General features: G+C 53.4%; 12 protein-coding genes. 5 read left to right on the top strand and 7 right to left on the bottom strand.

Features of this window, described 5'->3' with window-relative positions; all coding sequences use genetic code 11:
• Positions 1–56: 56 nt before the first annotated feature.
• Positions 57–560 carry a hypothetical protein gene (locus ACG2XO_RS04320; protein ID WP_410499588.1) on the top strand — a complete coding sequence of 168 codons (504 nt, stop codon included), beginning with the start codon at positions 57–59 and terminating at the stop codon, positions 558–560.
• Positions 561–676: 116 nt separating this feature from the next.
• Here ACG2XO_RS04320 and ahpF read toward each other — a convergent pair whose 3' ends face one another.
• The 5 genes from ahpF to ACG2XO_RS04295 form a co-directional block, all read right to left on the bottom strand.
• Positions 677–2,227 carry an alkyl hydroperoxide reductase subunit F gene (gene ahpF, locus ACG2XO_RS04315; protein WP_410499587.1) on the bottom strand — a complete coding sequence of 517 codons (1,551 nt, stop codon included), beginning with the start codon at positions 2,225–2,227 and terminating at the stop codon, positions 677–679.
• A 201-nt stretch (positions 2,228–2,428) separates the two neighbouring features.
• On the bottom strand, positions 2,429–2,992 hold the full coding sequence (gene ahpC, locus ACG2XO_RS04310) for an alkyl hydroperoxide reductase subunit C (RefSeq protein WP_410499586.1): 564 nt from the start codon (positions 2,990–2,992) through the stop codon (positions 2,429–2,431).
• Positions 2,993–3,179: 187 nt separating this feature from the next.
• Positions 3,180–3,926, bottom strand: coding sequence for a substrate-binding periplasmic protein (locus tag ACG2XO_RS04305; protein ID WP_410499585.1), 747 nt, complete (start codon positions 3,924–3,926; stop codon positions 3,180–3,182).
• Between the two features lie 52 nt (positions 3,927–3,978).
• Positions 3,979–5,274 (bottom strand): tryptophan--tRNA ligase, encoded by a 1,296-nt coding sequence (locus ACG2XO_RS04300; RefSeq protein WP_410499584.1) that lies wholly within the window; start codon positions 5,272–5,274, stop codon positions 3,979–3,981.
• A gap of 203 nt (positions 5,275–5,477) precedes the next feature.
• Positions 5,478–7,118 (bottom strand): hypothetical protein, encoded by a 1,641-nt coding sequence (locus ACG2XO_RS04295; RefSeq protein ID WP_410499583.1) that lies wholly within the window; start codon positions 7,116–7,118, stop codon positions 5,478–5,480.
• Between the two features lie 161 nt (positions 7,119–7,279).
• Here ACG2XO_RS04295 and rlmF point away from each other — a divergent pair, with 161 nt between their 5' ends.
• The 3 genes from rlmF to ACG2XO_RS04280 all read left to right on the top strand — a co-directional run bounded on the left by rlmF (position 7,280) and on the right by ACG2XO_RS04280 (position 9,358).
• On the top strand, positions 7,280–8,215 hold the full coding sequence (gene rlmF, locus ACG2XO_RS04290; protein ID WP_410499582.1) for a 23S rRNA (adenine(1618)-N(6))-methyltransferase RlmF: 936 nt from the start codon (positions 7,280–7,282) through the stop codon (positions 8,213–8,215).
• A 99-nt stretch (positions 8,216–8,314) separates the two neighbouring features.
• Entirely contained in the window at positions 8,315–8,623 is a 309-nt protein-coding gene (locus tag ACG2XO_RS04285) for a hypothetical protein (protein WP_410499581.1), read from the top strand.
• A gap of 84 nt (positions 8,624–8,707) precedes the next feature.
• Positions 8,708–9,358, top strand: coding sequence for a purine phosphorylase (locus tag ACG2XO_RS04280; protein ID WP_410499580.1), 651 nt, complete (start codon positions 8,708–8,710; stop codon positions 9,356–9,358).
• A gap of 372 nt (positions 9,359–9,730) precedes the next feature.
• Here ACG2XO_RS04280 and ACG2XO_RS04275 read toward each other — a convergent pair whose 3' ends face one another.
• Positions 9,731–10,111 (bottom strand): hypothetical protein, encoded by a 381-nt coding sequence (locus tag ACG2XO_RS04275; RefSeq protein ID WP_410499579.1) that lies wholly within the window; start codon positions 10,109–10,111, stop codon positions 9,731–9,733.
• Between the two features lie 217 nt (positions 10,112–10,328).
• On the opposite strand from ACG2XO_RS04275, the gene ACG2XO_RS04270 reads away from it, so the two are divergent.
• A complete protein-coding gene (locus ACG2XO_RS04270) occupies positions 10,329–11,528 on the top strand; it encodes an MFS transporter (RefSeq protein WP_410499578.1) in 1,200 nt (399 codons plus the stop codon).
• Positions 11,529–11,588: 60 nt separating this feature from the next.
• Here the strand turns inward: ACG2XO_RS04270 and ACG2XO_RS04265 are convergent, their stop codons facing one another.
• On the bottom strand, positions 11,589–12,692 hold the full coding sequence (locus tag ACG2XO_RS04265) for a protoglobin domain-containing protein (RefSeq protein WP_410499577.1): 1,104 nt from the start codon (positions 12,690–12,692) through the stop codon (positions 11,589–11,591).
• Positions 12,693–12,776: the final 84 nt, after the last annotated feature.

Genomic DNA, 12,776 nt, shown 5'->3' with positions numbered 1-12,776 from the left:
ATTACAAATGGCTTGGCTTATATATCATCTACCCAGTCAGCCAGAGGGCAGATCAGATGGATCAAGCCATTTACACCAAAACCGCAGCCGGAACCGACGAATTGCAAACGCGCAGTGGCGCTATCGGCCAGAAAGAGCGCCAATTGCTGTTCATGATCGATGGTCAGCGTAGTGCCGATATGCTGGTCGCGATGCTGCCGGGGCAGGATGTCTTGGTTAATCTGAAAAAATTGCTCGATGCTGGTTTTATTTCGCGCCAGCTGCGTCAGCAATCGCTTGAACAAATCCAGTTCAGCGGACCAAAAACGGTCGCGCCACCGGTGCCGCGCCCCAATAGCCAGCAGCTGACCGAAGCACGCAAAATCATCATGTCGGTGACGCACGAATATCTGGGGCAGAATTGGGAAGAAAAACTGGCGATCATGCTTGGCAGTGTCCGCAGTGCCGAAGAGTTAAAACCCATCGTGCAGGAATGGGCCAATGCCTTGCGCCGCTCCGGCCATCGCGGTGCGGCCTACAATGGTGAGCTGGCGATCGAGGAGTTGTTCAAGGTCAAATGATCTGGCCTCGCAGAATGAAAAAAGCCGTTCGATTGAACGGCTTTTTTGTTGGGTATGGGCATGAAACCAAGATTCATGCTGTTTTTTAAGGAGATACCCTTAAGGGTATATTTGAATTATTGCCCGCTGCGAATCAGATAATCAAAGGCTGCCAGTGAGGCTTTTGATCCTTCACCCATCGCGATAATGATCTGTTTGAATGGGGTCGTCGTCGCGTCACCTGCTGCAAAGACGCCGGGAATCGACGTGCGGCCGTGGCTATCGACTTCGATTTCGCCGTGGCGGCTTAAATTCAAGGTACCTTTAAGCCAATCGGTATTCGGTAACAGACCGATCTGGACAAACACACCTTCGAGTTCGATCCGGTGCGAGTCGCCACTGGTGTGCTCAAGATACGCCAGCGCGTTGACTTTGTTGCCGTCGCCGAGCACGTCAGTGGTCTGGGCATTCATGATGACCGTGACATTAGGCAGGCTGCGTAACTTGGTCTGCAGCACGGCGTCGGCGCGCAGCGCGTTGCCATATTCGAGCAGCGTGACATGCGCAACGATGCCGGCCAGATCAATCGCTGCTTCAACGCCCGAATTGCCGCCGCCGATCACTGCAACGCGCTTGCCCTTGAACAGTGGGCCGTCGCAATGCGGGCAGTACGCGACGCCACGACCGCGATATTCCTGCTCGCCCGGCACATTCATTTCACGCCAGCGTGCGCCGGTAGAAATAATCACGCTGCGGCTTTTGACGGTGGCACCGCTGGCGAGCTGCACTTCGATCAAGCCATCGTTCGTAACGAGTTTCTCGGCGCGCTGCAAATTCATGATGTCGACTTCATATTCACGCACATGGCTTTCCAGCGCGGCAGCCAGTTTCGGCCCTTCGGTGTGGCTGACCGAAATGAAGTTTTCTATGCCCATCGTATCGAGCACTTGCCCGCCAAAACGCTCGGCAATGACGCCGGTGTTAATGCCTTTGCGCGCAGCATAAATCGCTGCCGCCGCACCGGCTGGCCCGCCACCGACGACGAGCACGTCGAATGGTGCTTTGGTATTGATTTCCTCGGCCTGGCGATCAGCGCTGCCGGTGTCGATTTTGGCGATGATTTCTTCAAGCGTCATTCTGCCCTGACCGAATGGCTCACCGTTCAGCAGCACGGTCGGCACCGCCATGATCTGGCGCTCGGCGACTTCGGCCTGATAGAGCGAACCATCGACCATTTCATGGCGGATATTCGGATTCAGAATCGACAGCAGATTGAGCGCTTGCACGACATCCGGGCAGTTGTGGCAAGAGAGCGAGACAAAAGTCGTAAATTCAAACGAGCCTTGCAAAGCCTTGATTGTCGCAATCGTTGCATCGTCAACACGCGGCGGGTGGCCGCCGGTTTGCAGCAGCGCCAATACCAGGGACGTGAATTCATGGCCGAGTGGAATGCCGGCAAAGCTGACTCGCGGCTTTTCGCCCTGTTTGGCGATGGCAAACGACGGTTTACGGTTGTTGTCCCCATCGTGACGCACGCTGATTTTGCTGTTCAGCGCGGCAATTTCGCCGAGCAGGGTACGGATTTCACTCGCGGCTTTGCTGTCGTCGAGCGAAGCGATCAGTTCGATCGGGTATTGCAGTTTTTCCAGATAAGCCGATAGCTGGGCTGTGATGTTGGCATCAAGCATGGGTATTACTCCGGGAAAATTTCGGGATTTCACTGATCAGCCATTCATGTAGGTATATTGGTAAAGCCATTTGCTGGCCTAGTCTGAGTCAATATACCTTGCCATGTATTGGGCAAACGAGCTGGCTAATCACTGAAATCCTTGCCGCTGAAGCGGCAAGGAAGGGGCAGGCAGCGCTGCCCCGGGTGAGACGGTGGTAGCTTAGATCTTGCCGATCAGATCCAGCGATGGCGTCAGTGTTGCTTCGCCTGGTGTCCATTTGGCTGGGCAAACTTCGCCTGGGTTGTTCGCTACGTGCTGTGCAGCTTGCACTTTACGCAGCAATTCTTTGGCGTCGCGGCCAATGCCCAGATCGTGAATTTCAGCGATCTTGATTTCGCCTTCCGGATTGATAACGAATGTACCGCGCAGTGGCAGGCCTTCTTCTTCGATCATCACGTCGAAGTTGCGAGTAATCGTGCCAGTTGGGTCGCCGATCATTGGGTATTTGATTTTGGCGATGGTGTCAGACGCGTCAGCCCATGCTTTGTGAACAAAGTGGGTGTCAGTTGAAACCGAGTAGATTTCTACGTCCAGTTTCTGGAATTCGGCATAAGTATCAGCCAGGTCGCCCAGTTCGGTCGGGCAAACGAAAGTGAAGTCAGCCGGGTAGAAGAAAAATACCGACCATTCGCCTTTCAATGACTCTTCGGTGATATCAACAAATTTGCCGTTATGGTAAGCAGTGGCTTTGAATGGTTTGACCTTGGTATTGATAATCGCCATCTTGGTGTAACTCCTTTGATTTGAGAGATGTGTTGCAGGGACAGGTCGGATCATAGACCCGAATTTATGATAGATAAAATTGGATGTTTTAATTGCTTAGTTAGCTAAAATCAATCGATCAATGATGGCCTTTGGGTATATGGCTGTGGCCTTTATTTTCATTGGCTTGTATCAATATACTGTTTGATTATGGTTTGAAATAAGGTCGTTCGTTCTCAAGCAGCAAGGCATATTTCTGGGCTAACTGTTCGTAAAAACCGGCTTCACGCAGTTCGTGCAAAGCGGTATTGAAGCGGTCACGGTTCGCGCTATTGCGAAAAGCCAGCCGGTAACGGGTTGGGCTAAACAGGGCATACGGACACAGCGTACGACGCTCTTGTGAATCAAGGGCCTGATTAAAATGCTTGAAAATATTGATATCGCTGATGGCGACCTGAATCCGCCCTGCTGCGAGCATGCGGTTGAGCAGGTATTGCGGGCTGACTTCGCTATAGCGTGAATCATCGGCGACGGCACGGGCAAAATCAGTCCCCAGCAACTGGCTGGCATTGTGAAATGTGGCGACCTGATATTGCCTCAGGTCATTGACGTGCTCGAGCCGGATATTTTTCTCGCACAAAGTGACCGCCATGTTTTTGTAAGCAATATATGGCTCGGAAACGATGGCACCATCGGCGACGATGGTTGCGTCAATTTTGCCGCTGGCAAACAGATTCAAAGCGCGTTTATTGGGCATATGCTGCGCTTCGACCTGGAATCCGGCGCGTTTGAGCGTGGTGGTGATCAGCTCATATTCAATACCGGCGTGCGCTTCCTGCATGATATAAGGCGGCTTGTTTTCGCCGAGTGCGACGCGGATCGCCGGCGCGGCCAGCGTTGTCGAGCTGGCTGCGAGCAGAATGCTCAGTTTAAAGGTGTGCAGTAAGACTCGCATACTCGCTCGCCGGGCTAATCAACAGGAACATCTTAATACATTGTCATGGCATTTAGTCGACATTGAGCGCCTGCAATGCGGCGGCAATTTCGGCGTGGCTGATGTCAGCGACCAGTTTCACTGGTGCGTCATTGCCCAGCGCGGCGATACCTTCTTTTTTCAGCTTGCCAACCCACTGGCCCGCGTCCTTGCCCGAAGCAAAGCCCTGGCTTTCGAGCAGTAGGCGGCCAGCGGCGTCGCTGAAATTAAAATAAAACTGACCATCGGCCAGACGGAATTGCTTGAAAGTCGGTAGTGCCACTTTCACGGCTTTTTCTTTCACTTGCGGGATTGCATTCATGCGGCGCAGGCCGACAGCTTCGCGCACTTCTTTCAGCAGCGGCGCTGCGACTGCACGCGCTTTGGCCGCGCCAATCTGCAGCAATTCTTCGATGCGTTCCGGGTGCGCCATCAACTCGGCGTAGCGTTCACGCATCGGGCCGATCTGGCTTTCGATCAGTTCGAGCAATTGTTTTTTCGCATCGCCCCAGCCTAGACCTGCGACGAGATCAGCCTTGAACTTCGCGGCCTGTTCCGGCGTCGCAAAAGCTTCGTAAATCGTGACCAGATGGCATTCCGGATCTTTCGGCTCGCCCGGCAGCAGGCTGTTGGTCACGATGCGCGCAATCGCGTCTTTTAGTGCCTTGCTGCCGCCTTCAAACAGTGGAATCGTGTTGTCGTACGATTTGCTCATTTTTCTGCCATCAAGACCGGGCAGCGTGGCAACGTGCTCTTCGATGTGCGCTTCGGGCAGGACAAACAGCTCTTTGCCAGCGCCAAACAGATGGTTGAAACGCGCGGCAACGTCGCGCGCCATTTCGATATGCTGGATCTGGTCGCGTCCGACCGGCACTTTATGCGGGTTAAACAGCAAAATATCGGCGGCCATCAGAATCGGGTAGCAGAACAGCCCCATCGTCACGCCATGATCCGGATCTTCCCCTGCGGCTTCGTTGATATCGGTGCTGGCTTTGTAAGCGTGTGCGCGGTTCATCTGGCCCTTGGCGGTGACGCAGGTCAGCAGCCAGTTCAACTCGGTGACTTCGGGTACGTCGGACTGGCGATAGAACGTCACGCGTTCCGGGTCTAGCCCGGCGGCGAGCCAGGTGGCGGCGATTTCGAGGCGCGAGCGTTCGATCCGTGCCGGGTCATCGCACTTGATCAGCGCGTGGTAATCGGCCATGAAAAAGAAACAATCCGTGTCGTTCGACTGGCTGGCAGCAATCGCCGGACGTATCGCGCCGACGTAGTTGCCCAGATGCGGTGTTCCCGAAGTCGTGATGCCAGTCAAAACACGCGTGCTGCTCATTTTTCTACCCTTGTGGTTCGCAAATCAAATAGTCGGCAAGTCTAGCAGCCCAAGCGCCGGATGTGTGTGATTTGCGGCAAGATCGAACCGTATAACGGGGCGGAGGCAATTTTTACCTGAAATCAAAAAACCAGACCGGCTTTGGCCGGTCTGGTGGGTATGTCGATTTGGATCAATGGATGTATGGCTTGTGTTGAAATACCCTACTTTCTTTTCCGGGTAAATACTTTGCCGAGTAACAGTAATTTGCCCGGCCAGCGCAGTCGCTGATCGGCAATGCCGTCGAGAAATTCGGAAAGCTGGCGCGATTTGGCGACGGTCAGCATCGTCAACATAATGATCGGGAGCAAGGCCAGCATGAAAATGGCAAATTTAATTCCCGGTAGTTGGCCGGTGTAATCAAATAGATTCATTCCCAAAAAGCCGGTGACGGTCGTGCCTATCATGCCCAGAATCGTCACGACGGTCAGCCGCACGACGGTGTCTGCCTGACGCCGCAAGTCGTCGTTTTCCAGATACTGGTTCATGCTGTGAACGGATTCGCGGACTTCTTCGAACAGGCTTTCGGTATCCAGATGGCGACGCAACATCTGGAATAACTGATCGGTCAGCACCTGATTTGACACTTCGCGGAACCAGTAGCGCTGGTTAAAGCGCAAAAAACCTTCGAGGCACTGGCGGATTTCACGCTTGAACAGCTGCACCGAAAGACTGTTGCGGATATTGAGTTGAGACATCGCGACCGCCAGCCGCTCGCGAAACAGCAGTAAAGCCGCTTTGTGAAAATGCGCGATCATCGTCAGCAGAAAATGCTGGTGACGGAACTGACCGAGCGCTCCGGTCTGTGCGTCGGAGAAAAAAGTGCTGCCGTGCATGCCGACCAGCACAAAAGCATGGCCGTTGCACATCAGCCGGGTCGACGTGGCCGGGTGTTGCCGCTCGGGAACCCAGAAGCGGTCGTAGCAGCACTGCCGCTCGAAGTCGTCAAACACTTTGGGCGAATACGGCAGCGCATCGCCGTCGCCGGGTTTGGTGACCATGCCGAGGCGATAAAAATCTTCATTTTGCAGTACAAAGGGATCGTCGAACGACAGATAAGCCATCAACGGCATGCGGTGATATTCGAGCTGGCGATAACGAATTGCGCCAGCAGAGTCCGAATGATGCGGCACCAGCGGATTGAGCAGAAAATCCCAGTGCGCCGCCATGCGCGTCGAACGAAATTCGCCAACGTGCGCCAGAAAGGCTTGGCGGTTTTCATAGTCCGATTCGCACAGCACCGCGCCATCGGCTGCGAGCCACTGTATCCGGGTCGGGCAATTGGTCGCATGTTCGTCTTCGTCCCATTGCGCCGGAAAAGCGCGCCCCATGCGGAACATTGTATCTTGCACGCGGCGCATCGGCAGATCGTCGGCCATGATTTCAAACGCCAGTATCGCGACATCAATATCAAAGAAGAAATACAGATCGATATGCGCGACGCGGAAATCGCATTCAACGCCGTCCTTGTACATCATGCGAACCGATTTGATGTCGTTACGCCGAAAAACATGCAGTGGCGAATGACCCCAGGACGCTGCATCAGCCGCTTCACTGACGCCTTCGCCATAGAGAAAGCGCTGCACATACGGCAGGAAAGTGACAAATTCGCGGTAATGCCGCTCCTGAAATGCTTCGGGCGAGCAATCAAACTCGCTGGTGCGTTCTTCCCACGGCGAGCCGGGCGCTTTGACCATTTGCTGCATCGATTCCCAGTGTCGACCCATCTGGCCGTGCGCCAGCGGCATCAGTTGCAAAGGCCAGATCAGAATCTGGCGAAAATGGCGGACGATGGGATCGGTCATGATGATGTTTCCAGCGAGGTCGTTGTGATAGTTTAGCCCATGCGGCAGGCGAAGCGCTGCTGAGCTCAATGCGCCGGGTTTAGCGCAGTCCGAATATCTGTTACTGTGGCCGATTCGTTTTACTTGGTTCGGGTTTTGCCCTGTTCCGGATTGTCGATGCCATGCCCAAACCTGCCAGAAAATCTCCTGCACCCAAACCGGCAGCAAAAGCCGGACTGCACCCGCGCAATCTGCATCGGGGGCGATATGATTTTGCCGCGCTGATTGCTGCCAGTGGCGAGCTCTCTGCCTTTGTTGCGAAAAATGCCTACGGTGACGACAGCATTGATTTTGCCAACCCGCAGGCAGTCAAAGCGCTGAACCGTGCCTTGCTGAAGCATTTTTACGGCATCGAGCAATGGGGTACACCAGAGGGGTATCTCTGCCCGCCCATTCCTGGGCGTGCTGACTACGTGCATACCCTTGCCGATTTACTGGCAGGACAGGGGAAAATTCCGCGTGGCAATGCGGTACGCGGGCTGGATATCGGCGTCGGAGCGAATGCGATTTATCCGATACTGGGCAGAGCCAGTTATGGCTGGTCTTTTGTCGGCTCGGATATTGATCCGGTTTCATTAGCTAATGCGGCACAGATTTTTGCCCATAATCCTGTTTTGGCCGGTGGACTGGAAACGCGTTTGCAGGCAAAGCCGCAGCAAATTTTTCACGGTGTGATTCAAAGTGATGACTATTTTGACTTTACGCTGTGCAACCCGCCTTTTCATGCCTCCCAAGCCGATGCAGCAGCAGGGTCGAACCGCAAGCTGCGTAATCTGGGTCTGGCGCGGGGAAATGACAAACAGCCCAGACTGAATTTTGCCGGACAGCATAACGAGCTGTGGTGCGAGGGCGGCGAGAGCCGCTTTATTGGCCGGATGATTGCCGAAAGCGCCGATTTTGCTGCGCAAGTCGGCTGGTTTACGACGCTGGTTTCAAAAAGTGAAAATCTGCCGGCGATTTACCGTGCGCTTAAAACGCTTGCAGCCTGCGAAGTGCAAACTCTGACTATGGCGCAGGGACAAAAAGTGAGCCGGATTGTCGCGTGGCGTTTTTCCTGAAACGCAAAATCTTTCCGAGATTTCAGCTTTTTGCACTGGCAAAAAGGTTGGGGATGGGCTTAGATACAGAAAGCCAGATTATTTTCTCGAGGTGCCATAATGCAATTTGACGAAGTAAAACCAGAACATTTCACAACGCTTTCTGCCACGCCTTTTCCGCATGTTCTAATCGAGCGTGCCCTGTTGCAAATGGTACCAGGCACTAATCCGCTGGAAGGGCCGAAGTTTCGCAATGAAGTGATGCAGGCTGCGGGCTGGAAGCACAGCAATGTGGTTTCGTTCGGCAAATATCCTGCCGATGCCGCGGCGGCGTTTAACCGGATTCGTGAAGCATTGGAAGAGAGCGATACCCCGTCGGCTGTGCTGCTGGCACTGACCCGGATTGCGAACAAGAAAACGATTAGTTAGCCAAGCCTCAATCTCGCTGATTACCAGTTAAATTACAAAAGCCACCGAATGTATGCGGTGGCTTTTGTTTTGGATCGTTATCTGATGCGGTTACAATCGGCTTTTTCCCAAGCTGCGCTCCAGATGAAAATCGTCGTTGTTTTTCCCAGCCGTACCGAAGCCCAATTTTTTGATCATCCTGATGTTATTGTTGAATTTTGTGGCGTGGGTTTGACGACGGCAGCCTATCAGACTAGCAAAATCATTGCTCGCCACCAACCCGACTGGTTGCTGATGGGGGGCATTGCCGGGGTTTATCCGGATTCGGCGTTTAAAATCGGCGATACGGTCTTGGTCAGCAGCGAGCGCGAGGCTGATCTGGGCTTTTTTACGCCGAGCGGGTTTACGCATCTGGCTGATCTGGATCTGGCAATGGATTTTACTGCCGTGCGGCAATGGGATTGCCCGCATCTGCCTGATGATGCACCGCTGCCGCTGGCGAGCAGCAATTCATTGAATGCCGCAATGGCACCATTTGTTTCAACGCGACATATTGATATTGAAAATATGGAAGGCGCGGCGTTTTTTCAGGTTTGCCTGGCCGAACAGCAGCGTTTCCTGGAAGTCAGAGCCATTTCCAATCAAGTCAAAATTGACGGTGAGGATTGGGATTTTATCGGTTCGATCCGGCAATTGACGTTGGGCTTGAACAAGGTCATTGCCCATTTGCAGCAAACCGCCGACTCAGGAAACTGAACAAATAAAAAAGGACGCCGCAGCGTCCTTCTTGAGCGATGTTCTTATTTCGTGTTGATAGTTTTTAGCACCTTCGGCGCGGTGTTTTACAGTCGCAATCCGCGACGGGGACTCACTTTCTTTGCTTCGCCAAAGAAAGTAAGCAAAGAAAGGCGACCCCCACCTGCGGCCCTCCGGGCTTCCCTCGGTCGGTCGCGAGCCAAACGGCAAAGCTGTTTGTCTCGCTCCACTCCCTCGGCGATGGGTGAGAGGGGATTTCAAGCCCTAGATCCACCAGCTGGGTTAGGATCAACACGTATTGAGAACATTGCCCCTTCTTGATGGGTATATCTTTGCGGCCATTATGTAAATTTGGTTTGCGGAGTATACCTGTCAGTGATGAACCAGCGGGCTGGTTTCTTTGGGACGTGCTTTCATCAGTGCGTGGTGAACGGCATCGTCCTGTAGTCCGCGCCAGAATACATGCGCGCCCAGCGCATGACTGTGATCGCAGACCTGTTGCCAGGCGCGAACTGCATCGTCGGCATTTTCAAACATAATGATGGATTTATGCGCTTCAATGGCTTGAGCGACGGTCATCATGCCGATGTCGTTTAGGTAATCGACCAGACTGCTGCGGGATTTGGTGGTGCGCTCGTCGGTCGCATCATAAATAAATACCAGCACAGCGTCGTCCAGCTGCTCGGAAGCGTGCCGGACAAAGTCGATGCGCGAGCTGACCGTAATGCGCCCTTTGGTTTTGCTATTGCCCATAATAACCTCCACTTTTTCTGGCTCAAGATGCCTTGCGCCTATTTCGGTTTAGCAGTCTGGTGAGCAAAGCCCAAGCCATTTTTGCATTTGCCGATTGGCCACAATGCAAAAAATTGAATGTATAAAATTACCTTCTGCCCGGCGGCATGAATCGGGCGTCAAGCAAGTGATTGTTCGGTAAAATAAATTCTCCAATCCCGACTGCGGTTTTATCGCCATGCCCCACGCCCGCCAACACGAATTGGCCATGTTGCTGACCTTGATGCTGGTGATGTTCAGCACGATTGCCGATTTCATGATCATGATGCCTTTGGCGTCGTATCTGATGGCCGAAATGCAGATCAGCACCGCGCATTTTGGTTTGCTGGTGTCGGCCTATTCACTGGCTGCGGGGGTTGCCGCCTTGCTGGCTTCATCGCGAGCCGATCATTTTGATCGCCGCCATGCATTGCTGTTTTGCTATGGCGGATTGACGCTGGCGACCCTGGTTTGCGGTTTGTCGGTCGGTTTTTACAGCCTGTTGCTGGCACGGATGCTGGCTGGCATTTTTGGCGGTGTTATTGGCTCGATTTGTCTGGCCATTGTTGGCGATGTGGTGGCTGTTGAGCGGCGTGGCCGAGCGATGAGCTGGGTGATGCTGGGTTTTTCGCTCGCGGCAGTAGCCGGTGTGCCGCTGGGCTTATGGCTGGCTGCGCATTATGGCTGGCGCGTGCCATTTCTGGTGCTGACCGGAATCTGTGCCATCATCATGCTGGGCATTTGGCGTTTTATTCCGCCGGTTGCTGCCCATTTGCAGGACTTGAACCGCGAGGCGGGCTGGCTGGACAATTATCGCGAATTATTGAGCAATGCCAATCATTGGTGGGCCGTTGGATTGACAGCAATGCTGACGGTTTCGGGGTTTCTGGTGATCCCGTTTATTGCCCCGGCTTTGATCGCTAACGTCGGCATCTCGCCGCATGATCTGATGTATGTTTATCTGGTTGGCGGCGCGGCTACTTTGTTTAGTCGTCCGACGATAGGCCGACTGATTGATCGTCATCGGCCTGCCCGCATCTTGGCGATTTTGATCGTGCTCAGCTTTATCCCGATTGTGCTGATCACGCAGAGTTTGCCGGTGAGTCTGGGCTGGCATCTGCTGATTGCTGCGCTGTTTTTCATGTTTGTCAGTGGCCGCTTTATTCCCAGTATGGCCATGGTGACGGGGGCGACGCGACCGCATTTGCGGGGGCGCTTAATGGCCTTTAATTCGGCCATGCAAAATCTGGCTTCAGGCGCGGCCTCTTTGCTCGCCGGGATGATTTTGACGCAAGAGCCTGACGGATATTTAAGTCATTTTGGCTGGGTGGGTTTGCTGGCTTGTATGGCGGGGATACTGTCGATCTGGATTAGTCATCGCGTCAATGCCATTGCATAGAGCGTCATCGGGGGGTATTTGCTTCAGTGCTTTGTTTTTTCTGATTTTCCGGAAGATACATCATGGGGTAATGTCGGGGCTGGCTGCGTTTTCCATTGCTGGCGGATGTTTGCGCGCCTCTTTCATTTTGTACATTTGTGCATCGGCACGATGGATGAGTTCTTCCGGCGAGCAATAGATTTCCGGTCCGGTGCTGGCGCAGCCGATGCTGAGCGAGACGCAGGCTTCGCGGGTGTACATTTCTTCGAATAAACGACCCATAAAAATTTCTTCGGCATGTGCCTGATCGCAATTGGGCAAAATCACACAGAATTCATCGCCGCCATAACGGAAACAACTGTCCTCGATGCGTGAAATCCGGCGCAGGCAACTGGCAACAAAACGCAAGATTTCATCGCCGCGCAAATGGCCGTGTGTATCGTTGATCATTTTGAAATCATTGATGTCGATATATGCCAGCGCCACCGATTCGCCACGGCGTTCAGCCTGCCGGATTGCGCGGGTGAGCGTTTCGATTAAATCGCGCACATTGAATAATTCGGTCAGCGGATCGGTGCGCGAAGCGTTTTCCAGATCACGGGTACGGGTGCGGACTTTTTCTTCCAGCGAGCGGGCGTATTGTTCGGATTTATTGCGCGATGATTCGATTTCGGACACCAGACTGCGAATATAGGTGTCAAAGACCAGCGCAATGTCGAACATGAACAATTTTTCCAGCGCCAGGATGGTCGCTTTGCAAACGGCCTCGTCCTGAATCGTGTTTTGTATCAGCCCATGCAATAGCTGTTTCAATGTATTGATTGCCGCTAGATAGAGCTTGGGTTCGACACCGATCCGTTTGTGAACCAGGCCAATACGCAGCCGGTTATTGACGTATTCAAGGTCATACACGCCGCTAAACAGGTCGAGTACATATTTACGCTGTGCCATTCGCAGGCGACCCAGCGTATCGGCATCGCCGATCAGCAAGGCAATTTCAGGGACACTGGTTTGCAGCTCGTAAAACTGATCGACAAGGTGATCAATCCGTAATTCGGCCATGGGTCTGAAACGAGCCAGTGCTGCGACATCTGCTTCATTGATTGAAAACAGCGTTTTACGGAATTCGATTTCGAATTCCGTAATCCGCATTTGTTCGAGCAGAGTCTGTTCGGTTTGTTTCACGTGCTACCCCAGATGCCTTTTATTGCTGTTCCCTGTGGTATAGATGATGTGGCGTGTAATTAACAAGACCCCCGAGATGTTTAT

Origin of the sequence: Chitinibacter sp. S2-10, from assembly GCF_046530675.1 — a bacterium.
Classification (GTDB): domain Bacteria; phylum Pseudomonadota; class Gammaproteobacteria; order Burkholderiales; family Chitinibacteraceae; genus Chitinibacter.
This window is presented reverse-complemented; position numbering and strand designations above follow the sequence as displayed.